Source organism: Lactobacillus sp. X-49, assembly GCF_057063645.1.
The window spans coordinates 1-21,778 of sequence record NZ_JBXSQM010000009.1 but is presented as its reverse complement, the minus strand read 5'-3'; the positions used below and the strand labels follow the sequence as shown (position 1 = coordinate 21,778).

Here is a 21,778-nt window from a genome sequence, read left to right as displayed (position 1 = left end):
ACTATCACTTATTTCTTTCTTTTCTAGAAAGCCAAAACATAAACGCTGGTAAAATGATAAACCCAAAGACCATCATTAAAATGACATACCAGTTGACACCGACAACTTTGCCATTAACCACAATTCCAAATTGAGTTTGCCAATTATAATTAATTAATAAAAAAATAACTAATAATATTGAAAGAATCGGAACAACAATATCTGTCCAAATATTTTTAGAAGCTGGTAAAACAGCTTCTTTATTTTTTCCAAAATAAAATAGAATAACTGCAAGTGGAACAATGATAAATCCCAAAAATCTTACCATTGCACTGAGGGTAATTAAATTAACCAAGTTATATTGAAAGGCAAGAGGCACTAACAAAGCTAATGCTTCAGAAATAAAGAATGTTCTAATTGGAAAATTATTTTTGGTTCTCTTCGTTAAAGACATTGGAAGCTGATGCTCACGCGCCATTGCTTCTAATATCCTTGGAGCATTGAAACTTGAAGCTACGTTTATCCCTAACATTGATATTAAGGCTCCAATCAAAATTACATCGCGCAAAATTTCATTATTAAAGATTGCACTAATTGCTACAACTTGCTTAGTTGTCATCAATGCCCTAGGATTTAACACCATAGCAACTGCCACCACACCAATATAGATTGCTGCAATCACAAAAATAGCTAATGGAATCGCCCGTGGTAAATTTTTCTCAGGTTCTTGCATATCATCTGAACCCGACGCAACTGATTCAAAACCGGTAAAGGCATAAAAGGCTGAAACGATTGCCATTACAAATCCTGTTGTAGTTAATGTAGGGACAATTCTTTGCCCATTTTGCGTAATTTGGTCGACTTCATTTAACTGATGAGAAGCACCACTAATAAGTAAAAGTACCACACCTGCAACAATAATTAATACCAAAGCTGCTAATTTACCTGCAGTAGCCATATTCATGACTAATTTAACAAATCTTTGACCAAAAACGTTAATAATCGTAATCAATACCATCAAGACAATAAATCCGATAGTGACGCTGTTAATATTATCTGGATTGCCACCAAAAATAGAAATAGTTGACTTAATTACTCCCACAGCCATTACGCCCCATGCTACACTGGCTGAGAAATAACGTAAAATCCCAACATAAAAACCAATATTGTCCCCAAAAGCTGCTTTGGCATAAGCATAGGACGCACCCGATTTCGTAACATACTTAGCTGCGGCCGAAAACGAAATAGCTAAAATCGCCGCAAAAGTTGCTGCAATTAAGTAAACTATTAATGCTTTGCTACCAGCTTGTCTAACAACACTGCCTGGCGTTAAAAAAATTCCTGAACCAATAATCGAATTAATCGCTAATAAAACTATCGACCAAAAGCCAAGCTTATCATTTATTCCACTTTCCTTATTCATCAAAGTCCCCCTTTAATTTGCATTTTGAATTAAAAATTTAAATAAGTTATTCATAAATTTAACGTCGGGATTGCGGTGTAACATTTCGGGGTGCCATTGAACCGCCAAAATATTGCCAGACTCATTTTCAAGTCCTTCGATTACACCATCTTCAGTCTGCGCAACAGCATTTAAATCTGGAGCAACCTTTTTAATTAATTGGTGATGAAAAGAATTAGTTAAGAAGTCGGTTTTACCCAAAGTCCGCGCTAGAAAACTGCCTTCTTTTACATGTACACGATGAGTGGGCAAATCTGGTGTATGTCCTTGTTCATGCTTAAATGTTTTCTCTGAGCGATCGGTTATATCTTGGTAAAGACTACCGCCATGTGCCACATTAACGATTTGGGCTCCTCGACAAACACCTAATATTGGCTTATTCATTTCCTCTGCAAATTTGAGTAATAACATATCAAAGTGATCCCGTGCAGGCCAAATTTCACCAATTTTTGGATCTAACTCTTCCCCATATAAATGAGGATCAACATCATGTCCACCTGACAAAATTAGCCCTTGAACTTGTTTCATTTGTGTCCTAATAACTTCTTCATCATCAGTATATGGAATAATAAATGGAACGCCACCATTTTGGACAACCGAATCAACGTAATCTTCATTGACATAGCTGCGACGATAGCCCGGAAACATTCCTCCTGCGTCAACGATTACTGAACCCGAAATACCAATAACTGGTTTTATCATTGTTTCACCTGCTTTTTGTCTACTTTATTAATTATCTTAATACTATTATAAGAGTAATTTGTGAATTTTGGCATTTATCTGTTTGGAAGCAGCTTAATTACTTTTTTTACCCAATCGCACAACTTGTTGCCTAAGCTGCTGTATCTCGGCAATCGAAATCTTGGGATCGGTAATTGCTTGAGCAAGTTTAAATTTTAATAGCGCAAGTTCATTACTTACTGGTACTGCTTTTTGGCTTAAATTAGAAGTTGCTGAAACTAATTGATTATTTTGAATTTTCCAGGTTTTAAAATTTAAATTTGCAAGTAACTGTTGATCATGAGTAACAATAAGCACCGCAAAAGAATAACTTTTAAGAAAATTCTCTACTGCTTTAAGGCTTTTAAGATCAAGAAAGTTGCTTGGTTCATCTAAAATTAATAAGTTATGCTGTCCCAGAAGAACTCGGGCCAATCTGTAACAGATCATCTGGCCACCACTCAAAGTGCGAATTTCATTTGTCAACGACTTAGTTAAATGTAAATCCCCTAAAAGCTGCATGGTAGTTGTCCGATCAAATTGACTAATTTTTTGAATTGCTACTTGCAATGTTGTGCTGTTTTCTGTTTCTTTGCTCATATTCTGCTTAAAAAAGCCAATTTGGGCTTGGGGATTAATCCATTCGGCTAAAGTTTTCGCGACTAACTGGCTTAAAAAAACAGACTTTCCGCAGCCATTAGAACCCGTCAAAGCTACTTTTTGGCCAGTTTTAAGTTTTAGTTGCGTTTTAATTGTAAATAATTCATGCTGGGCAATAGTTATTTTTTGTGGCTCAATACGTAATAAAGTATCGTTTATAGAAACAGCTGAAGATTGCCACTTTAAATTATTTAATGTTATTGGTTTATGAATATATGGTCTTACTATGCTTGTGGTTTCTTGTTCAATGCGTTGCTTGATTATCTTTTGTGTATGCGCCAAATGTTTTTCTTTACCACCATAATCTCGATTTTTCCATTCCGACCAAGATAAATCTTTTTTCTTACAATTTGCACGATCCACTTGTTGTTTCTTTCGCTGCTGCGCCTTTTTTAATTTTTTGATTTGCTTTACCTGATTATGGTATTGTATTTCTTCATTTTCTCTTCTTTTTTTGATATCTTGTTCAAAATTCAAAAATGATTCTTTATACGCAATAACTTTTTTATTGTTCAAATACCAAATTGTATTGACTGTTTGTGTTAAAAAATGACGATCATGACTAATTACAATATATGGGTTTTTGAGATGATTTAAAATTTCAATGAGCCATTGCTGTTGACCAAAATCCAAATTTGAAGTGGGCTCATCCAATAATAGTAAAGTCTTCTTACTACTATGGCGCATTTGCTCAATTGCCGTCACAATTTCCTGTCGTTCCCTTTCACCACCACTTTGTTTACCGTAACTAATAATTTGTGACACCATTACTAACTGACAATTACGTTGAATTTGTCCCGTAACATTAAACGCCACTGGCTTTTGGCTGATTATATTAAACAAGGTCGTTTTACCCGTACCGTTATTACCAATCAGGCCAATCCTTTGTCTATCTTGTACATTTAGCTTATCAATATATAATAGTTTTTCTCCTTGGTATTCAAGTAGTAATTGATTAATTTTGAGATATTCCATATCTAACAACTCGCTTTCTTGAGTAAAGAAAAAGCACTGATAACAGTTGCTTCCAACCTAAATTAGCAGTGCACAAAAAAGCCAGTGTCAAATACGACTACCTAAACTAAATTCAATACTAATTTCTGATTATCAGCAAAAAACACCCATCGAAATGTATGAGTTATCAATCTTTTTCGCATAATAATATTTCAGAAATTAATTTTTCATTTTAGTATAGGTCTCTCTTTTTTATCTTATAATTATTATATCATATTTATTTAACAAATAAACACTAATCAATCTTTTCAAAAACCTCACAGACCATTGGCGCTTGCGGATAAAATTCCTTATTTCCTTCTTGTTGATATTCTTGTTGAAAAAACTCATCATGAATTTGGCGCCAATATTGGTAACTGCGATCTCCCTCACCTTCATGATAAGCATGCTCAGCTGAAATTTGCTCATAGGGAATTATTTCAACTACTTTATCTTGAACTACACAAATGGCCTAGCAGCATGATCAAGGATGATATTCCAATCCCCAACTTGTGGTAGTGGCTCATCTTTTGCATAAAGTTCATATGCAGAAGTCGTCGCCGTTTTAAGCCGCTGCTTTACTAAATTAGCTAATTTATCACTACTAGTAGTGCCAAATGACCAGGCAGTAACCGGAGTACTTTGAGGTAATTGATGTTTTTGACAAAAGTCTTGCCAATATTTAATTGTTTCTTCATTCATTAGAGCCACCATTGTGGTGTTAATTCACCCATTGTCATTACTTTTGCTTGCTTATAATCTAGCATTACTTCAACTTTTTGATAATCTTTTTCCATTAATTGAACAATAAATTCACGGCAAGCTCCACATGGTGCGCCATTTTGCCCATTTGACATAATCGCTAACACTCTAGTAATTCTTGTTTCGCCTTGAGTAAGCATACTCATTAAAGCGTTTCTTTCCGCACATAAACCCAACCCACAGGCAGTATCAACACAAACGCCAGTATAAATTTTACCAGACTCCGATAAAACAGCGGCTGCTACACCACCGACCTCCATGTGATTACCAATTAAGCGAAAGCCTTGGACTTTCTTTGCTGCCGCAAGCATCTCTTGCCATTGTTGATCCATTTTTTTGCTCTCTCCAGCTTTTTTCTAATAATAGAGCTATTTGTAGATTCTTTTTCTGAGGCAATCATTCTATAACTCTTTTTAATATGCTTTCAATACTTGTTTGTTAAATTTTGCTACCACTGATAACAATGAAACAAAGTAAAAGCATTCATTAAGATACTCTTCTATTACTTCCATCATTTTATTAAATATAATTTATCAAAAAATTAAATAAAAATAAAGCCCCAATTGTTACTTGATAGGTTTCAAATAGCAATGGAGCTTCAAGATAACTTTTAATCTAATTAATTGATTGACCACCAGTCACACCATAAACTTGACCAGTAATATAACTAGCCATATTAGAGGCTAAGAAGATATAGACTGGAGCTAATTCATCAGGTTGACCTGCACGATTCAATGGTTCTTCTTGTCCAAATTTCTCTAAAGCGTCTGTCGGTTGTCCCCCTGCCACTTGAAGTGGTGTCCAAACGGGACCTGGCGAAACACTATTGACCCTAATCCCTTTAGGCGCCAACTCCTGCGCCAAGTTGATTGAAAAGTTAGCAATGGCTGCTTTAGTTGCGGCATAATCAAGTAAAATTGGTGTTGGACTAAATGCCTGAAGTGAGGTCGTCGTCAAGATCACACTACCTGGTTTCATCTTTGGTACCACGGTTTTGACCATTTCATACATTGAAATAATGTTAACTTCAAACGTATCATGAACTTGATCCATTGATAAATCTTCCAAGCTAGCAGAGTTTTGCTGGATTGCTGAATTCATTACCAGTAATTCTATACTACCAAATTCTTTAATTGCCTGTTCACTCACCCGGGATGCTTCACCACGCTTGCGAAAATCGGCTGGTATCAACACTGCCTTACGGCCCTCTTGTTCAACTAATTTTGCAACTTCTTTGGCATCATCAGCTTCTTCTGGTAAATATTGAATAGCAACATCGGCACCCTCTTTAGCAAAACCAATTGCTACTGCTCGACCAATACCTGAATCGCCTCCAGTAATTAAGGCATGGCGCCCAGTAAGTAAATTATGTCCCTCATAGTCGCGCATATCACCATTAGGTAACGGATCCATCTTACTTTGAATTCCTGGATATTTTTGTGACTGCTTTGAAAAATCATCAGCATGATAACGAGTTAACGGGTTTATTAAATTATTGTCCATCATTATCGTCTCCTTTTTTAACCTATCTATAATTTATAGCGCTTACAAAAATAAAGCAATAATTATGCTTGAAAGGAAAATTTTTGAAATTTGCATTAGCAAACCAATCTTTTCATAATAGTTCACTAACATCTTTTATTTGATACTTATCCATAATAGCTCTTAAAAATTCATATCTATCTAATACTAGGTAAATTTAATTATTAACTAAAATAGCTTTTAAAAAAGTTGACTTAGAGTTGCTCTAAGGTCATATACTTTTAGTAAGTAACAAAAAGGAGGTTATAAATGAAGTTCTTAATATTAGCAGCAAACGGGCAAATTGCTCAAATTGTTGAACAGCGTATTTTAAATCAGCCTGATTTTAAAAATATCAAGTTAACCTTAGGCCTGCGCCATGCAGATAGATTAGCCAAGCTCGCTGATAGCGCACGTGTTCTAGAAGTAGATTTACTAAAACAAGATGAAGTTGATCGAGCAATAAACGGGCAGGATATGGTTTTTGTTGCAGTTGTTGATCATTCTCAAAATAATACCATTACTAAAAACGTCATTACAGCAATGAAAAATCATCACGTATCAAGAGTTCTCTTTACTAATATTCTTGGTATATACAACGAAGTTAGTGGTGAATTTGGTCGTTGGAATCATGAATATACATTAAGTGGACTTGCAACCGCAATTAATTCAGACCGACTCTTAGCAGATTCCGGCTTGCAATATACGACTTTGCGTTTGCCATGGCTTAATGATCGTAACGAAATCAAATATACGATCACGACTCGTCATCAACCATATGTTGGTGTCTCGGGATCGCGCCAAAGCATTGCTGATGCAATTTTGAAAATTGTTCTCAAACCCGAACTTTATGTCAATAATAGTATTGGAATCGCTGATCCTGCTACTCAAGGACAAGACCGACCAGTATATTAAAAAAGTAGGAGATTAAAAATGAAAGTAGGAACATTTATTAAACCGGGTAAAATTGAAGTGCAAGATTACCCAATGCCTGAACTTAAATCTGAAGATGATGCAATTATCCATGTCGTTCGCGCTTCAGTTTGTGGGTCTGACTTATGGTGGTTTAGGGGCCTTTCTCACCGTGATCCTAATACGACAACTGGCCATGAGGCAATTGGTATTGTTGAAAAAGTTGGTACAAACGTGACTAATATTAAACCAGGTGATTTTGTAATCGCTCCTTTTACACATGGTTGTGGTCATTGTGCTGCTTGTTTAGCAGGTTTTGATGGAAACTGTTTAAATCAAGGCAATGATACAAACGGTGGTTATCAAGGTGAATATCTTGAATTTCATAATGCTAATTGGGCATTAGTCAAGATCCCAGGAAAACCACAGAATTACAGTGATGAACAATTAAATGATTTTCTAACATTAGCTGATGTTATGGCAACTGGGTACCATGCCGCAGACAGTGCCGAAGTTAAAAATGGTGATACAGTCGTTGTTATCGGTGACGGTGCGGTTGGTCTATGTGGTGTAATTGCCGCTAAACTATTGGGAGCCAAAAAAATCATCGCTATGAGTCGCCATGAAGATCGGCAAAAATTAGCAACAGAGTTTGGAGCAACCAATATCGTCCCAGAAAGAGGCAAACAAGCAGTTGACCACGTAATGGCGTTAACTAATGGAATAGGTGCTGATGCTGTACTAGAATGTGTTGGTACTGATCAAGCTGTCGCAACAGCGGTTCAAGTTGGACGTCCCGGTTCAATTGTTGGTCGCGTTGGTGTTCCACAAAGCTCAAGCCTAGATACGCGTAACTTATTCTGGCGCAACATTGGCTTACGTGGTGGAATTGCGTCTGTTACTTTTGATGATCGCAAAATTTTGCTTGATGCTGTTTTAAATGGAAAAATTCATCCAGGAAAAGTCTTCACTAAGCGCTTTTCTTTAAACCAGATTCAAGAAGCATATGAGGCAATGGATCAAAGAGAAGCAATTAAATCTTTATTAATTATCGATCCAGAATAAAAAGAAAGTAGATAAAATGAAAATTTTATTCATTAATGCTAGTCAAAATCAAGCAGGTAACACTAGCCGGATGGGAAAGGCTTTTCTTAAGAACAAAGCCTTTGATCAAATCAATTTAGTTGATTATAAAATTTACCAAATCAATCAACATTATTCCGATGATCAATTTGGAAAAGTATTAGCCAGATTACAAAAAACAGATTGGATTGTCCTTGGTACACCTGCTTATTGGCATGATATGAGCGGTTATCTCAAAACCTTAATTGAACGAATTGGTCAAGATCCAGAACTGGACACTTTAGCAGGAAAAAAACTTTCCGTCTTTATTCAAGGTAGTAATCCTGCAGATACGATTAAACCAGTAACTTCAATTATCAAAAGATTTGCCCAAGTCGCTCACATGGAATATATTGATATTCAACAAAATTTTACTCAGCATTAATAATTCAGCAAAATAATCTAAAAACAAATAACAAAATTGAATAAATTTTAACGAAGTGAAAGGTTCTCACATGAGAACCTTTCACTCTTTTTGATTCTTAAATAAGTATAATATACTTAAGTTATTGCAATATAAATCAAGCATATTTAATTCATTTAGGTGATATTCCTGCTATAATGAGGCCTCTAGGAGGTAAAGTCAATGCATAACAAAAATAGTTTTACCAATTTACCACAACACCTGTTGCATGCCAACCCAACACAAGAGTTGTTAAAACGAGTTCAACAAGTAACTAATTTTGTTCCCAAAGTTTGGCAAAAATTATGTGATAAAAACTATACTTGGACAAAAACTGGTTTGCAGCAAGTACAACACCTGTTGTTAGTATGTGCTAAACACAGTAAACACGTACAAAAGCAACTAACCAGTTTATTGCAACCAGCCAATTCTGAGCTGATTCCTGTTTTCAAAAATCAAAAATTTTTAAAACTACTAGCACATAAAATGAAACTTTCGCCGCATACTATTCAAAGGATTACCTCTTTACTAGACCAGTTTGATCAAAAAAACAGTTCATTTTCTTCTGGAACTTTACTGGTGATAGTTCTTTTCATCGCACTAGGGGCACAAGTACCACTTCTTTTTAAGGGAACCTTTAGTGCTAAAAAGGCTTTAATGTCAGTCATTACAATTTTAGACTATGTCTTGACCGCCATTGATTTAGCTAAAAATTTTCAAAATAATAAAAATAAATAATTCAAAAACACCTAGCTAATAAACCAGCTAGGTGTTTTTGAGCTTGATTAGAAAAATCAACTACAACATTAATTATTATTTTTTAAACCAACTTTTAAGCGAGTCAGACCATCTTGAACCATTGTTAAGGGACAAGCAAAGTTCATCCGTAAAAAGTTCTGCCCGTTACCACGGTAAATGCTACCAGGAGAAACAATTAGTCCGGTTTTTTGACGTAAACTGTCTGCTAACTTATGTGAATCGCTACTAATTTTAGAGGTATCAAGCCACATTAAATATGTGGCCTTGCCCGAAACAACTTTTATTTGCGGCAATTCATGAGCAAGATAATCTTGAGCATAAGCAAAATTTTTATTGAGTTGCTGCAGTAAAGCCTGGCGCCATTCATGACCCTTTTCATAAGCAGCAATGGTTCCAGGAATTGCCAGCAAGTTAGGTTCACCCACTTCATCGCTATTTATCCCACGACTCACTTGAGCATGCAAATTAGCATCGGGTATTATTGCCGTAGCAGCATGTAAGGCAGCAACGTTAAAAGTTTTACTAGGCGAAACCAGTGAAATAACGCTAGTTTGTGCAGTCCCCTTAACGGCAAAAGCGGGTGTATAGTCCTGTCCCTGTCTTACTAAATCACCATGAATTTCATCTGATAGCAAAATAACGTGATGTTGCTGACAAAGTTCAGCAATGCGTTGTACTTCTGCTCTTGACCAGACTTTACCTGTTGGATTATGCGGATTACAAAAAATCATTAAGGTGGTCAGGGGCTGGGCTAATTTTTCTTCTAGATCTTGCCAGTCAATAGTATACTCAGCACCATCAAATTTTAAGTCGTTACTCAACACATGCCGACCATTATTTTCAATTGAATTGTAAAAAATATTGTAAACCGGTTCCTGCACTACGACATTGTCGCCGACATGCGACATCCGTCGCACAATTGAAGAAATTGCTGGGACAACTCCAGTGGTAAAAATCATCCACTCCGTTTTAGGACGCTGCTTGTGTTCTTTTTCATACCAGTCAGCAACAGCCTTAAAATAATCATTTCTTGGCCACTCATAGCCAAAACAGCCTAAAGAAATTTTTTCTTTCATCGCTGTCACAATTTCTGGTGCCGTTTTAAAATCCATGTCAGCAATTGACATTGGTAATTCACCGGGGTTTACATCCCACTTAACAGAATCAACTTGTTTACGATCCGGTGCATTGACAAAATCATACTTGACTTCCATTATTTAATCCTCTGGTTTCTGATTTAAATCTGAATGTATAGTCTTTATGCCAATCTTATCACAGATAATCTGCGTTTGACTTGGATCCACCTTAGTTGCATCAATAATTAATTCACCAATCTCTGGTGCAACAATTTTTCCAGAAATGGGATTTTTGACGCTATCAAGTTTAGTTACTACTTCAACATCAAGATTTGACACATATTCAAAAGCCAAATCTGTATGAAGTAAACTGCTATTTTTTACTTCAAGCTGGTCGACATAATTCAATCCCTGATTACTTTCAATTTTACAATTGATAAACTTGATATTTTTACAGTTCCATGCCAAATACTCGCCATCGAGGGTAGAATCGTAAACTGTAACATTGTCACAATTCCAAAACGCATCTTTTGAAATTAAGGTAGAATGATGAACCTCAACATTTTTAGCACCGTCAAAAGCATAGTTACCAATAATACTTACCTGGTCAAGGTAAATATTCTCGCTATCTTTACCAAAATAATCACCATTAACCTGGCAATTGGTCATTTTAATATTTTGACACTTCCACATTGTTTCTTCTGCATTAGCAAAGTGCACATGATCTAATACAATGTCAGAAGCTCGCCTAAATAATTTTGGCGCTTGCAGTGCGGAATTAGTAATTTTGATATTTTTGGTATACCAAATTCCGCTACGTGCCATCGTTTCAAACGTGGTATTATCAACTTCAACATCGGTGTCATACCAAAGAGGATATTTCCACTGAAAAATCGAATCTTTAACAGCAATATGACTTGCTTTTTTAAGTGGTGATTCACCTTGTCCGAAGGTAATTTCAGTCAAATCTGTATCTTTAAGACCATAAAGAATTCGTTCTCCCGTAAAATAATGATTCTTAATACTATTCATTGTCATTCCTTCTATCATGATTTTTACATATTTTAATTATCATGCAAAAATTACTCAATTTAAAATATCAATTGCATAGTACCAAGTATTACTAAAAGTTATCGTTGAAGAGCAGATTATTAAAAAAAGCTAAATTAGTTATAGAATGCTTCCTAAATAGCTTTATATTAAATTCACATGGTACACTGTTTACTTCTGGTGGTAAGGATATGGATGCTATAACTGCGCTACACAAATCTCTAGCAGATGTTGACATTACCGAATATAACGCTAAAGTTGCATACAAACAAACCGTTTTTCAACAAATCGGTGTAATGGATGGTTATTATTCTGAAGGAACTAAAATTGGTACATGGGAAAATGGAAAAGCTGGAAAAGCACTTTATAATAAAAAAATTGCCCAAAATAAAAAGGGCGATTAAAAAGTACCCTTCTCATAAAGTTTGACTACTTTGACAATATAATAAATTAAATTAAATTGCAACTACTAAGTTTAAAAAAACAAAAAATCTGATCAGTTGATCAGATTTTTTGTTTTCATAAATATCTTACTAAAATTTATTTTATACTTTACTTATATATCGGATGCCGATATACTAATAATAAAAAAGGATCGTGTCAATTTTGAATCCTGAACATATCGTCTTAACAGAAGCTTATTACTACATCCTATTATCATTATTTAAACCATTACATGGCTACGGCATTATGAAGAAAATTGCTGAGCTATCTGACGGCAGAGTCATGCTAGCTGCAGGTACATTGTATGGTGCACTAAGTAAATTGGAGCAGAATCAATGGATTAAAGCCCTGCCCGTAAACAACATTGATCACAAAAAACAATACGTTATTACTTCCCAAGGGAAAGAAATTGTAATCAATGAACTTAAGCGATTAGAAGAATTAGTAAATAATGGGCACAAAATTATGGAGGATAACTAAATTGGAAAAGAAGAAGTTCCGGCTATTTTTTAGTGACAGACAAGAAGAAATTTGGCTTAATCAAATGGCAACCGCTGGCTGGCAATTAACCAAAATTAAGGGATTATTTTATTATTTTACTAAACAAAAGTCTAAGTATATTTATCGCATCGATTTTCTTGATCCTAAAGCTTCTAAAACGAACCAACAAGATTATATTAATTTTATTGAAGAGACCGGTGCAGAAAAAATTGCTCAAAGTGGCCAATGGATCTATTTCCGGCGTCCCGCAGTTCAAGGAGACTTTCAACTTTATTCAGATAACGACTCCAAGTTAAACTATTTAAAACGCATTCGCAGACAAATATTACTCACAACGCTATTTCCATTACCACTAATTCAAATGCTCATGACTGATATTAGTAATGGCAATAGTAGCTGGGCAAGATACTTTAGCTTAGGTTTCTTTACCTTGTTTGAATTATTTTTGCTAGTCAAACTAAGTACTTTGTCAATCCGTATTAAAAAATTAATTGCTAGTTAATTTTTCAATTTATGACAGTAAATAAAAGCGACAACCATCATAATCGTTGCCGCTTGTTTTTTATTAAGATACCTAATTTTTTCTAATACGTTTAAAAAGTACAAGCCATTCATAAATAACGGCAATGATTGCTATTACATAGTCGCATCACTGGAAAGCATTCGTAAAACCAAATACGGAAAGTAGTAAAACTAAAATCAGCAATAAACTATAGTAAATAGGGATAACATAGATTAGATTATGCTTATTAAGCCAAGAGTCTATTGGTAAAAGTTCAAAAGCGAGAATGATAAAACAGCAATAACGTACTCATCTTTTATTCCCTTATTCACTAACTTCTTGTACCCAACCTTCTGGGCCTTCTTCATTACCATATTGAATGTCAACCAATTCTTGATATAGCTTGGTCGTAATCGGGCCAGTCTTGTCCTCACTATAAATCACATGCTTTTGTCCTTGATAAGTGATTGACCCAACTGGCGAAATAACAGCTGCCGTACCCATTGCCCCAGCTTCTTTCATCCCAAAGGCCTCTTCTAAAGTAATCTGACGTTCAACTGGATTTAAGCCTTGCTTTTTGGCCAATTCGAGCAGTGATCTTTTAGTAATGGAAATTAAAATCGACGGTGATTTAGGTGTCACAAATTGCCCCTCTTGCGTAATGCCAAAGAAATTAGCCCCGCCAAATTCATCAATATATTTATGCTCGCGGGGATCAAGATAAAGACAATCAGCATAACCCTTTTGATGCGCTTCAACTGACGGCAATAAACTACTGGCATAATTTCCGGCAGTCTTAGCTTGACCTGTCCCAGCATAAGCAGCCCGATCGTAGTCACTGACAATATAAGCCGCCGGATTTAACCCCTTAATGTATGCGCCAACTGGTACGGCAAAAATACGGAAAGTATATTCATTGGCGGCTTGAACGCCCAAAACATTAGAAGTTCCTACCATGAATGGCCGTAAATATAAGGTGGCTCCACTATCATACGGTGGTACAAATTCTTGGTTAGCCAAAACTACTTGCTTAACTGCAGCTACAAAACGCTCTTCCGGAAATGGTGGCATCGCCAGGCGCTCAGCCGACAAAGTAAAACGATGGGCATTTTGCTCCGGACGAAATAAGTTGATTTTACCATCTTTTCTACGATAAGCCTTTAGACCTTCAAAGATTTCCTGGCCGTAATGTAAAAGTTCAGCTCCTTCAGACAGGGTCAAGGTTGAAGATTCGACTAATTTACCTTCCTGCCATTGACCATCTTTAAATTTTGCTTCATAGCGATATGGCAAATCGCGATACACAAAACCTAAGTTTTTCCAATCAAGATCTTCTACTCGTTGTTTCATAAAAACCTCCTGCTTAGCTAATTTATGTAATAATAATTTAATTATTGACTAATTTATGCTATAAAACACCTAATGTCAATAGACAGTGAAGATAATTTGATTATTTTATTTAGTCATACCCCATTAGGTTTACATTCAAGCAATTAAAAGCATATAATTAAATCATTAAATATTTTTATTACATATAACTAATGCAAATTAATATTATATTAATAAATAAAGTATAAAAATGAAAAAATAATAAGTAAAGTAGCCATTCTACTTTTATTTGGTACTAGTGTATTGAGTAGTTTTAATGGAACCGTTCAAGCGTCAGATATAGTTCCAGATACTAAAATTGCTACTACTAGTGAAACTAAAGAGGATGAAACAATTGATCAAGCTTGGTCACAGAAATTAGCTAAGGCTGGTTATGTTTTTAGACTAACTAAGAGTGTATATTCAACACTCTATCTTGATAACTGGATAGATCATCAAGCTTATAGTAAAAAATATGCTAAAAAGATAGTTGCAAAGAAAATGTTATTTAAAGTAGATCAAGCTAAATCGATTGAGAATGGTAGTGCTGTTCATATCATTTCACAAAATGGTAAATATCGCTTTTGGGTAAACTTTTTAACGGATATTGATAATGTTAATGGTCATAAAAAGTCACTGAAAGCACTAATTAATATTGAAACTAAGATAATTAGAGATGCCAATCCAAAAGCAGCACTAAAGCAATTTACAAAAGCAGAAAAAGCGACAACTAAGTTAAAAGGTAAAGATCGAAAACTTGCACGTGAATCACTGAAAGAATTAAAACAATGGTCTAAGGATGAGCGCTATGCCAAAATACCTACACTTTTAATTGGTAGTTTGTAAAGAAAAATGGCAAAAAGGAATCTGGGAAAAGCTAATTCCCTTTCACTTTTTGACGGTCAAATAAATTAACTTTAATCAAATCTTTCAAGGTTAAGTATAACAAAATTAAAACGGCTATTTAAAATTCAAGGAATAAATTTTTTATATCAAGACTTATTCCTTTTTTCACACACGAATTTATTAACAAAATGGCACTTATTAAATAAAACTAAAAACCATTATGTTTGAAACCAAAAGGCTAATGTTATTTAGGAATACTGCAATATTTGCTATAATTAAGTTGAATTGATAGCAAATTGTTTTGAGGGCGGTTGGCTGTTTTTCCAAAAGAGCAGTAAAATCTTGCATAGAACAAAAAAATCAAAACCTTAAAAAATTACTCTACATGAAGCTTCTCGCTTACAAGGTTTTCCTTCTATTTTATTATACCGGTATATACAAGCGTATAAACGATTTATGCTGTTGCCCAAAAACACTAAAATATTAATAATGTAATTAAAACTGGTAAATCGAAGTTTGATGCAGCTTGGAAATAATAAAAACTAAATAGCAAAGTTAATAAAAGGACTAGTCCTTAAAGATTGATTCTTTTTGATTGGTTACCATTGAGTTTTAGAAATATTAACAGCTGAAGTTATGTATTTATTAAGTAAATCAATTTCTTTTCGTTTGTCAGAATTAATTAAAAATAAAATCCCATATGAAAGTTTCTCTTTAGTTTCCAATGGAATATATCGTAAATCTGTGTCATCTTTATTGTATAAAATGCTAGGAACGATTCCAATACCCATTCGCGCACGAACATATGCAATTAAAATCGAAGAGTCATTTTCTTCTTCATAATTAATATCAATATTTCTACTTTCAATACTGAATTTTAGACTTTCGATTGATGGAAAAGTATCGTTGCCATTCCATAAATAAACTTTTCTTCCCAATAAATTTTCAAAGACAATACTATCTTTTACAAAAAGATTATCTCCTTGTGGAACTACAACTGAAAATCCCTTTTTAAAAATTTCATCATACTGAATATGTTTTTTTTGATTAACAATATCTTTCTGTATAATCATGATATCAATCGTGCCATCACTAATTAATTTATCAATATTTTGCTCTGAACCTGGATCAATAAAAACTGGAATTAATTCTAATTTTGTTTGGGAATTAATCATTCTTAAAGCAGTCGGTAACCATTTCTTTTCAAAGGGAAGATCAGTATATCCCATTTTGATTTTGGTACGCACAATATTCTTACTTTGTTGCAAATTTTGAACAGTGTCAGTAATTTCGGAAACAGATAGCAACATTTGATTATAAAATAGTTTGCCCTTTTCGGTAAGAAAAATTTGATGGTAACTTCGCTCAAATAATTTGATTTGTAATTCCTTTTCTAAATTTTTAATATTTTTCGATACTGTAGATTGTGATAAGAAAATATCATTAGCTGATTTAGTAAAATTGAGTGTTTTTGCTAAAGATAAAAAACATTTTATCTGTGTAGAATTCATTATATATAATTCCTTTTTATCATAACGCTATTCATTAATTGGTTAATTATATCGCTTATATTACGATATTATCAAGATATACTAAAAACAATTTAAAGATGAGGTGGTTTTATGAGTAAGCAAAAAAGGAATATTAGGCCTTGGATTGTTATGTGTTCAATTGGAATAATTTCTGCAACCTGTTTAGGTTCAAGTATGGTTTTAATGGGTTCTTTTTTAGATCCACTAAGTAAAAGCTTACATACGGAAATTTCAACTTTATCGTATTATTATACGGTATTAGTTTTAACAATGGCAGTAATGACACCTAATGTGCCCAAAGTATTAATGAAAGCCAATAACAAGCTATTATATTTATTTTCAAGTTTAGCAGTTGCTGCAAGTTTAGTTTTAATTCCACATTTTACTAATGTCTGGGAATTTTTCTTAATTGGTATTGTTATTGGAACTGCCATATCTTTTATGTCGTTTACGCCTGTTGGTATTTTGATAGATAATTGGTTTGTAAAAAAATCTGGATTTGCTATTGGACTTTGTTGGGCAATTACCTCAGTATTTCAAGGGATAATGAGTCCAATTCTATCTATGTTAATTGAAAAATCTGGTTGGAAATTTAGTTTAACAATTTTGGCAATTATTGTAGCAATATTAAGTATTCCTTGTGCAATATTTGGAGTTAACTTCACTCCTCAGCAAGAAGGACGTAAACCATATGGGTACGTTAAAGATATCGATCCAAAAACTCAAGATGTTAAGGAAATACAACAAGTATCAAATCATGAACTATTTAATTCTGCTACTTTTTGGATTTTATTGCTAATAGTAATTTTATTGCAATTTCCAGCAGTTTTGAATCAAATGTTTCCAACTTATGCTGTATCTGCTAATTTTAACGGAACAATTGGTGGGTTCATGGTTACTTCAGCAATGATTTTTGATATCTTCTTAAATCCGTTGGTTGGATCAACTTGTGATAAATATGGAGCTGAAAAAGCTAGTATCGTTTGGATCGGTATTTCTGTAGTTTCATATATTTTATTAATCATAGCTACTAATATTCATTCATCAAATTTAGCTATTTTTAGTGCAGGTATCAATGATATTTTTTACGTTTATCTAGGAACGGGAATAACTACAATTGCAACAGCTGTATTGGGTAAACGAGCATTTGCAAAAGGATTTTCGTATATAAATTCTATTGCATTCTTAATAGGTGCATTTGCAATGCCTTTTAATAATTTAATTGCAGAAAAGTTTGGTGGATTTACAGCAGTTTATATCTTCTTTGCGATTATTGCTCTTTTTATCATGCTTTTGATTGTAATCATTTCAAAGAAACATTTTGAATCATAGAATTAATAGAGGTACTAATAATGAAAAATAAAAAATATGAAGTAATTGTTGTTGGAGCAAGTAATGCTGGTGGAATGGCAGCTGCAGCTGCAGCTGAACAAGGTGCAGATGTTTTGGTAATTGATAAAATGGGTAGTGCAGGATATTTATATCGTGAAACGATTGCTGCTATTCATAGTAAGGCTCAAAAAAAGGCAGGAGTTAACGTTGATCGTAATGAGTTAGTTAACTTCATTTCTACCTTTAATCAGGGGAATGTGGATCAGAAGCTTTTAAATGTTTGGGCTGACAATAGTTCAGAAATGGTTGATTGGTTAGATGATAAAATTTTACGTCCGCACGGTGCATATATCCAAGCTACATCAGATGCATATTTCGAAACTGAAAGAAATCATGCATTTCCAACTGGTAATGAGGTGACGGCATCTGATGGAAAATACTGGCAAATGGGTTATGGTAAGTGGGTTATTGATGAAGCTGAAAGATTAGGAGCAGAGTTTGCTTGGAAAACTAAACTCGAAAAGTTAATTGTTGAAAATGGAAACGTAGTCGGTGTGATTGTAAAAGATATGACTACAAAAAAGATAACTAAAATCAAAGCAACTAAAGGAGTTATTTTATGCACAGGTGGTTATGGCTCTAACAAGGCACTTATGCAAAAATGGAATCCACTTGGTCTTAAAACCAACGTTTATTCTGACAGTCAGAGAGATGACGGTTCTGGCTTACTAGCAGCTATTGAAATAGGAGCTGCCAAAGATGAAGAACCTGCAACAATTTCTTTTAATCGAGGAGCTGTACCAGTAGGCACAAATACTGAAGATTTTTATGAAGTAGATTTAACTCCGCCAGATGATCCAGGTTATTTGTGGCTTGGATCATATCCAATGCTTAAAGTTAATCTTAAAGGTGAGCGTTTCTTTAATGAAAGTGCACCATATCAATTTCAAATGAATGCGGCTTCTAAACAATTAGGTTATCTAAGTGCAATGATATGGACAGAGGAATTAATGACTAATGATAATCTGAGAAAATTGCATACTCTAGGTTGTTCACGACTAGGATTTCCAGGTATTTTTAATGGAGAAGAAGCACGAAAAGAAGTTAATGATCGAGTTCAAGAAGGTTTAGTACAAAAAGCTAATTCAATAGAAGAACTTGCCGAGAAATTGAATTTACCAACGACTAATTTAAAAGAGAGTATTAAACAGTATAATAAATTAGCAAAATCAGGAGAAGATGTCGACTTTGGCAAAGAAAGCTATCGTTTAGTATCCATTGATCACGCACCATATTATGGAGCAATTATTGGTGGACGTTTATTAGCTACACTCGATGGTTTGAGAGTCAACTGTAAAATGCAAGTTATTAATCATCAAGGTAATGTAATAAAAGGTTTATATGCTGCTGGCAATTGTTCGGGTGGTTTCTTTTGGGGTAGTTATCCAGATCATATTCCAGGTCTGACAGCTAGTCATGCTTTAACGTTTGGTAGATTAGCGGGAAAATATATAGCAGAATAAAAGTTAAGCTTGTTCTTTCAAACAAGCTTTTTTATTGGTCAATTTAGAACAAAGATACTATTATTACTCGTATTAACAATCTGATTCCGAACTTTAAATATATAAAGTGAAAAATAATTAAGAAATACGAATTAAATTTACAAAACTAAGCGGCTTTATTCATTTAGAAGACACAATAATTTTGCTATAATTAAAAAGAATTGATAGCAAATTGTTTTGAGGGCGGTTGGCTGTTTTTCCTAAGAAAGGAGACGGTGCTTATGGCACGAAATTCTTCAGAAAGGTTGACAGTCATTGAGCGTTTATCATGCGCTAGAATTAGCGCTGGCATTCGCTACGTTTATTCTTGTTTTGTTGACATATATCGACAAGCACAAGTAAACAAAAAGACCGTCCCAGCAAAACTTTGGCTAGTTATGGGATTGGTCTTTCCAACATAAACATAATATAGTCAACCGCCTTTAAAGCGGCTGCTTGAAATTCAGAAGAGAAGTCTTGTTTATACAAGACTTCTTTTTCTTTACAGTCATATTGTAGCACGTTTTGTCTTATTTTACGCAAGAACTTGACTGAGTTATTCCATATTTTTCTCTGTACCGTTTGAAAGTGATCCGATTAATTCCAGTTACCTTACTGACGGCAGTATCAGTCATACCACTTTGGTAAAGTTTAAAAGCGTGTTGCAATTGTGGACTGTCTTTATCATATTTAGGCTTTCTACCATGATAACGCCCCTCTGCTTTAGCTATTTCAATACCTTGACGTTGGCGCTCCTTAATTCGTTTACGCTCGCTTTCGGCTTGATACTTGTATAATTCCAAAATTAAATTATTCATTAGCTGCCGCAAATTTGGGTCTTCAATACCACGCAAAGAGGGAAAATTTAAGATATCAAGTGTTGCACCTTTTGCCTTTATGGCACCCATGATTTTAGTCAAATCTTGATTATTGCGCCCTAATCGATCAAGTTCAGTTACAATTACGACATCATCTTCACGTATATAATCTAACATGTTTTGTAATTGGGGGCGTTTAGTATTTGCCCCCGACATTTTGTCACAGAATAATTTGTCTACTTGAATTTTTTCTAATGATTCAATTTGCCGATCTAAATTTTGATCACGGGTACTAACTCTTGCATATCTAATTTTTGCCATTTTTCAAATCCTTTTTGAACACACCCTATTGTTAACAAAAAAGAAGTTGAGTTATCCAACGTCTTTGTAGCTATATAAAAAATCTATGAGTTATTTTCCATAACTCGAAACAAAACTATACGGTTTTAAAAAAAGTGGGTTCGCACTTTGCATGTGTTTTTCATAATTTAACTGTTCGGCTGCCTTTTTAGAATTGAAATTAATATCCAAATTAAGTAGCAGATTGCTTGATATTCCTAGAACTTTTTGTAGTTTTAATGCGGTTTTTTCATCAACAAAAGTTTTCCGATTTAAAATTAGAGAAACACTTTTTTGACTAATGCCAAGTCGTTTTGCTAAATCATCTTGAGTAATATTAAAGTCAGCCATAGTTTCTTGTAATAGGTCAGCGGCTGAAGATGTGTGATATGCCTGTATTTTATTTTTACGATTTAACATACAATTTCCCCCTAGTTTTTATGATAATCTTCAATTGCAATGATTGATATTGTAGTAATTTTGTCTATATCAACTGATAATTGGTCGTTCTTATCATATCCTTCAAAAACAAGACGATAGTTTCCACTAACAGTAACAGCAAATTGACCTCTACGCTCCCCCTTTAGTGCATGGCACCTAGGTGGCGGCGTTGATGGTATATCTCGCAATGTCCTTGCAGCAGCAAACTCATCTAATCTAGCCATAATTTTTTGGGTTAGCTTGCCATAATTTTTTTTGATTAATTCAGGTTTCGCTAATATTTTAGTTAATTTGGTTGTTCCGCCGAATATCTCCATGGTTCTCTCCAATTAGTATACCATATTATACCATATTGGTATAATATGGTATACTTAATCAATTAAATAAATAATTTACTTATATTGTCTGCGAGTTAATATTGCTTACTTCAAAGTTTTTGCACGTCCACTTTGATAATCAAAAATAAAGCTTGGGTTCGGAACGATAGTAATCCTAGTTATTTTGATAGAGATTTAATGATAGAATTTTTAGCTAAACAAAATATTGAGCAAGCAAACGCAAATTCTGATTATTTATTAAGCAAGGACGACCATTAATGCATAAAAAGAAAATTAAAGCAAAGAAGCATAAATATACTTCTCAAGAGTTAACTGAACTTGAACGTCTACGTTTAGAGAATCGTGCATTACATGTAG

23 protein-coding genes and 1 pseudogene are annotated in these 21,778 nt (G+C 34.2%); 11 read left to right on the top strand and 13 right to left on the bottom strand.

The features are described 5' to 3' along the window. Positions 1–4 precede the first annotated feature (4 nt). The 6 genes and pseudogenes from ACYIAQ_RS05635 to ACYIAQ_RS05610 form a co-directional block, all read right to left on the bottom strand. Positions 5–1,402, bottom strand: a complete 1,398-nt coding sequence (locus ACYIAQ_RS05635) for an APC family permease (RefSeq protein WP_483564040.1) — start codon at positions 1,400–1,402, stop codon at positions 5–7. 12 nt (positions 1,403–1,414) lie between these two features. Continuing rightward, the gene (locus ACYIAQ_RS05630; RefSeq protein ID WP_122019267.1) at positions 1,415–2,143 is read right to left on the bottom strand and encodes a gamma-glutamyl-gamma-aminobutyrate hydrolase family protein; all 729 of its coding nucleotides are present in this window, start codon (positions 2,141–2,143) and stop codon (positions 1,415–1,417) included. Between the two features lie 93 nt (positions 2,144–2,236). Then, entirely contained in the window at positions 2,237–3,796 is a 1,560-nt protein-coding gene (locus ACYIAQ_RS05625; protein ID WP_483562832.1) for an ATP-binding cassette domain-containing protein, read from the bottom strand. A 274-nt stretch (positions 3,797–4,070) separates the two neighbouring features. Further along, positions 4,071–4,516 (bottom strand): annotated as a pseudogene (locus tag ACYIAQ_RS05620) (ASCH domain-containing protein). Then, complete coding sequence (locus tag ACYIAQ_RS05615; protein ID WP_233551618.1) at positions 4,516–4,908, bottom strand: cytidine deaminase family protein; 393 nt, start codon at positions 4,906–4,908, stop codon at positions 4,516–4,518. The pseudogene ACYIAQ_RS05620 and the gene ACYIAQ_RS05615 overlap by 1 nt, the downstream one beginning before the upstream one ends. Positions 4,909–5,191: 283 nt before the next feature. Then, positions 5,192–6,082, bottom strand: coding sequence for an SDR family oxidoreductase (locus ACYIAQ_RS05610; RefSeq protein WP_122019277.1), 891 nt, complete (start codon positions 6,080–6,082; stop codon positions 5,192–5,194). A gap of 285 nt (positions 6,083–6,367) precedes the next feature. Between ACYIAQ_RS05610 and ACYIAQ_RS05605 the strand changes: the two genes are divergently transcribed. The 4 genes from ACYIAQ_RS05605 (at position 6,368) to ACYIAQ_RS05590 (ending at position 9,272) form a co-directional block, all read left to right on the top strand. After that, entirely contained in the window at positions 6,368–7,012 is a 645-nt protein-coding gene (locus ACYIAQ_RS05605; protein WP_483562831.1) for an NAD(P)H-binding protein, read from the top strand. 18 nt (positions 7,013–7,030) lie between these two features. Then, positions 7,031–8,074, top strand: a complete 1,044-nt coding sequence (locus tag ACYIAQ_RS05600; protein WP_483562830.1) for a zinc-dependent alcohol dehydrogenase family protein — start codon at positions 7,031–7,033, stop codon at positions 8,072–8,074. Between the two features lie 16 nt (positions 8,075–8,090). Further along, positions 8,091–8,516 carry a flavodoxin family protein gene (locus ACYIAQ_RS05595; protein ID WP_483562829.1) on the top strand — a complete coding sequence of 142 codons (426 nt, stop codon included), beginning with the start codon at positions 8,091–8,093 and terminating at the stop codon, positions 8,514–8,516. Between the two features lie 201 nt (positions 8,517–8,717). Next, positions 8,718–9,272, top strand: a complete 555-nt coding sequence (locus ACYIAQ_RS05590; RefSeq protein WP_483562828.1) for a hypothetical protein — start codon at positions 8,718–8,720, stop codon at positions 9,270–9,272. Between the two features lie 68 nt (positions 9,273–9,340). Here ACYIAQ_RS05590 and ACYIAQ_RS05585 read toward each other — a convergent pair whose 3' ends face one another. Beyond that, positions 9,341–10,507 (bottom strand): MalY/PatB family protein, encoded by a 1,167-nt coding sequence (locus ACYIAQ_RS05585; RefSeq protein ID WP_483562827.1) that lies wholly within the window; start codon positions 10,505–10,507, stop codon positions 9,341–9,343. A gap of 3 nt (positions 10,508–10,510) precedes the next feature. Continuing rightward, positions 10,511–11,401, bottom strand: a complete 891-nt coding sequence (locus tag ACYIAQ_RS05580) for a DUF3737 family protein (protein WP_483562826.1) — start codon at positions 11,399–11,401, stop codon at positions 10,511–10,513. Positions 11,402–11,610: 209 nt separating this feature from the next. Between ACYIAQ_RS05580 and ACYIAQ_RS05575 the strand changes: the two genes are divergently transcribed. The 3 genes from ACYIAQ_RS05575 to ACYIAQ_RS05565 all read left to right on the top strand — a co-directional run bounded on the left by ACYIAQ_RS05575 (position 11,611) and on the right by ACYIAQ_RS05565 (position 12,866). Then, positions 11,611–11,823, top strand: a complete 213-nt coding sequence (locus ACYIAQ_RS05575) for a hypothetical protein (RefSeq protein ID WP_483562825.1) — start codon at positions 11,611–11,613, stop codon at positions 11,821–11,823. A 202-nt stretch (positions 11,824–12,025) separates the two neighbouring features. Next, positions 12,026–12,343, top strand: coding sequence for a PadR family transcriptional regulator (locus ACYIAQ_RS05570; protein ID WP_483562824.1), 318 nt, complete (start codon positions 12,026–12,028; stop codon positions 12,341–12,343). A gap of 1 nt (position 12,344) precedes the next feature. After that, entirely contained in the window at positions 12,345–12,866 is a 522-nt protein-coding gene (locus tag ACYIAQ_RS05565; protein WP_483562823.1) for a DUF2812 domain-containing protein, read from the top strand. Positions 12,867–13,190: 324 nt separating this feature from the next. On the opposite strand, the gene ACYIAQ_RS05560 is transcribed toward ACYIAQ_RS05565, so the two are convergent. Beyond that, positions 13,191–14,216, bottom strand: coding sequence for a branched-chain amino acid aminotransferase (locus ACYIAQ_RS05560; RefSeq protein ID WP_483562822.1), 1,026 nt, complete (start codon positions 14,214–14,216; stop codon positions 13,191–13,193). 282 nt (positions 14,217–14,498) lie between these two features. Between ACYIAQ_RS05560 and ACYIAQ_RS05555 the strand changes: the two genes are divergently transcribed. Further along, positions 14,499–15,080 carry a hypothetical protein gene (locus ACYIAQ_RS05555; protein WP_483562821.1) on the top strand — a complete coding sequence of 194 codons (582 nt, stop codon included), beginning with the start codon at positions 14,499–14,501 and terminating at the stop codon, positions 15,078–15,080. A gap of 599 nt (positions 15,081–15,679) precedes the next feature. Here ACYIAQ_RS05555 and ACYIAQ_RS05550 read toward each other — a convergent pair. After that, a complete protein-coding gene (locus ACYIAQ_RS05550) occupies positions 15,680–16,591 on the bottom strand; it encodes a LysR family transcriptional regulator (protein WP_483562820.1) in 912 nt (303 codons plus the stop codon). Between the two features lie 111 nt (positions 16,592–16,702). Here ACYIAQ_RS05550 and ACYIAQ_RS05545 point away from each other — a divergent pair, with 111 nt between their 5' ends. The 3 genes from ACYIAQ_RS05545 (at position 16,703) to ACYIAQ_RS05535 (ending at position 19,907) form a co-directional block, all read left to right on the top strand. Then, positions 16,703–17,944 (top strand): MFS transporter, encoded by a 1,242-nt coding sequence (locus ACYIAQ_RS05545; RefSeq protein ID WP_483562819.1) that lies wholly within the window; start codon positions 16,703–16,705, stop codon positions 17,942–17,944. Positions 17,945–17,964: 20 nt separating this feature from the next. After that, positions 17,965–19,467, top strand: coding sequence for an FAD-binding protein (locus tag ACYIAQ_RS05540; protein ID WP_483562818.1), 1,503 nt, complete (start codon positions 17,965–17,967; stop codon positions 19,465–19,467). Between the two features lie 260 nt (positions 19,468–19,727). Further along, complete coding sequence (locus tag ACYIAQ_RS05535) at positions 19,728–19,907, top strand: hypothetical protein (protein WP_483562817.1); 180 nt, start codon at positions 19,728–19,730, stop codon at positions 19,905–19,907. Positions 19,908–20,015: 108 nt separating this feature from the next. On the opposite strand, the gene ACYIAQ_RS05530 is transcribed toward ACYIAQ_RS05535, so the two are convergent. From ACYIAQ_RS05530 to ACYIAQ_RS05520, 3 genes are all read right to left on the bottom strand, one after another. Further along, positions 20,016–20,624, bottom strand: a complete 609-nt coding sequence (locus ACYIAQ_RS05530) for a recombinase family protein (protein ID WP_483562816.1) — start codon at positions 20,622–20,624, stop codon at positions 20,016–20,018. Between the two features lie 90 nt (positions 20,625–20,714). Beyond that, positions 20,715–21,062, bottom strand: a complete 348-nt coding sequence (locus ACYIAQ_RS05525; protein ID WP_483562815.1) for a HigA family addiction module antitoxin — start codon at positions 21,060–21,062, stop codon at positions 20,715–20,717. An 11-nt stretch (positions 21,063–21,073) separates the two neighbouring features. After that, complete coding sequence (locus ACYIAQ_RS05520; protein WP_483562814.1) at positions 21,074–21,400, bottom strand: type II toxin-antitoxin system RelE/ParE family toxin; 327 nt, start codon at positions 21,398–21,400, stop codon at positions 21,074–21,076. Between the last annotated feature and the right edge of the window lie 378 nt (positions 21,401–21,778).

Bases quoted from the DNA above. Each gene is read 5' to 3' on its own strand.
- ACYIAQ_RS05635 (WP_483564040.1), bottom strand. From the start codon at position 1,402: ATGAATAAGGAAAGTGGAATAAATGATAAGCTTGGCTTTTGGTCGATA.
- ACYIAQ_RS05630 (WP_122019267.1), bottom strand. From the start codon at position 2,143: ATGATAAAACCAGTTATTGGTATTTCGGGTTCAGTAATCGTTGACGCA.
- ACYIAQ_RS05625 (WP_483562832.1), bottom strand. From the start codon at position 3,796: ATGGAATATCTCAAAATTAATCAATTACTACTTGAATACCAAGGAGAA.
- ACYIAQ_RS05615 (WP_233551618.1), bottom strand. From the start codon at position 4,908: ATGGATCAACAATGGCAAGAGATGCTTGCGGCAGCAAAGAAAGTCCAA.
- ACYIAQ_RS05610 (WP_122019277.1), bottom strand. From the start codon at position 6,082: ATGATGGACAATAATTTAATAAACCCGTTAACTCGTTATCATGCTGAT.
- ACYIAQ_RS05605 (WP_483562831.1), top strand. From the start codon at position 6,368: ATGAAGTTCTTAATATTAGCAGCAAACGGGCAAATTGCTCAAATTGTT.
- ACYIAQ_RS05600 (WP_483562830.1), top strand. From the start codon at position 7,031: ATGAAAGTAGGAACATTTATTAAACCGGGTAAAATTGAAGTGCAAGAT.
- ACYIAQ_RS05595 (WP_483562829.1), top strand. From the start codon at position 8,091: ATGAAAATTTTATTCATTAATGCTAGTCAAAATCAAGCAGGTAACACT.
- ACYIAQ_RS05590 (WP_483562828.1), top strand. From the start codon at position 8,718: ATGCATAACAAAAATAGTTTTACCAATTTACCACAACACCTGTTGCAT.
- ACYIAQ_RS05585 (WP_483562827.1), bottom strand. From the start codon at position 10,507: ATGGAAGTCAAGTATGATTTTGTCAATGCACCGGATCGTAAACAAGTT.
- ACYIAQ_RS05580 (WP_483562826.1), bottom strand. From the start codon at position 11,401: ATGAATAGTATTAAGAATCATTATTTTACGGGAGAACGAATTCTTTAT.
- ACYIAQ_RS05575 (WP_483562825.1), top strand. From the start codon at position 11,611: ATGGATGCTATAACTGCGCTACACAAATCTCTAGCAGATGTTGACATT.
- ACYIAQ_RS05560 (WP_483562822.1), bottom strand. From the start codon at position 14,216: ATGAAACAACGAGTAGAAGATCTTGATTGGAAAAACTTAGGTTTTGTG.
- ACYIAQ_RS05550 (WP_483562820.1), bottom strand. From the start codon at position 16,591: ATGAATTCTACACAGATAAAATGTTTTTTATCTTTAGCAAAAACACTC.
- ACYIAQ_RS05545 (WP_483562819.1), top strand. From the start codon at position 16,703: ATGAGTAAGCAAAAAAGGAATATTAGGCCTTGGATTGTTATGTGTTCA.
- ACYIAQ_RS05540 (WP_483562818.1), top strand. From the start codon at position 17,965: ATGAAAAATAAAAAATATGAAGTAATTGTTGTTGGAGCAAGTAATGCT.
- ACYIAQ_RS05535 (WP_483562817.1), top strand. From the start codon at position 19,728: ATGGCACGAAATTCTTCAGAAAGGTTGACAGTCATTGAGCGTTTATCA.
- ACYIAQ_RS05530 (WP_483562816.1), bottom strand. From the start codon at position 20,624: ATGGCAAAAATTAGATATGCAAGAGTTAGTACCCGTGATCAAAATTTA.
- ACYIAQ_RS05525 (WP_483562815.1), bottom strand. From the start codon at position 21,062: ATGTTAAATCGTAAAAATAAAATACAGGCATATCACACATCTTCAGCC.
- ACYIAQ_RS05520 (WP_483562814.1), bottom strand. From the start codon at position 21,400: ATGGAGATATTCGGCGGAACAACCAAATTAACTAAAATATTAGCGAAA.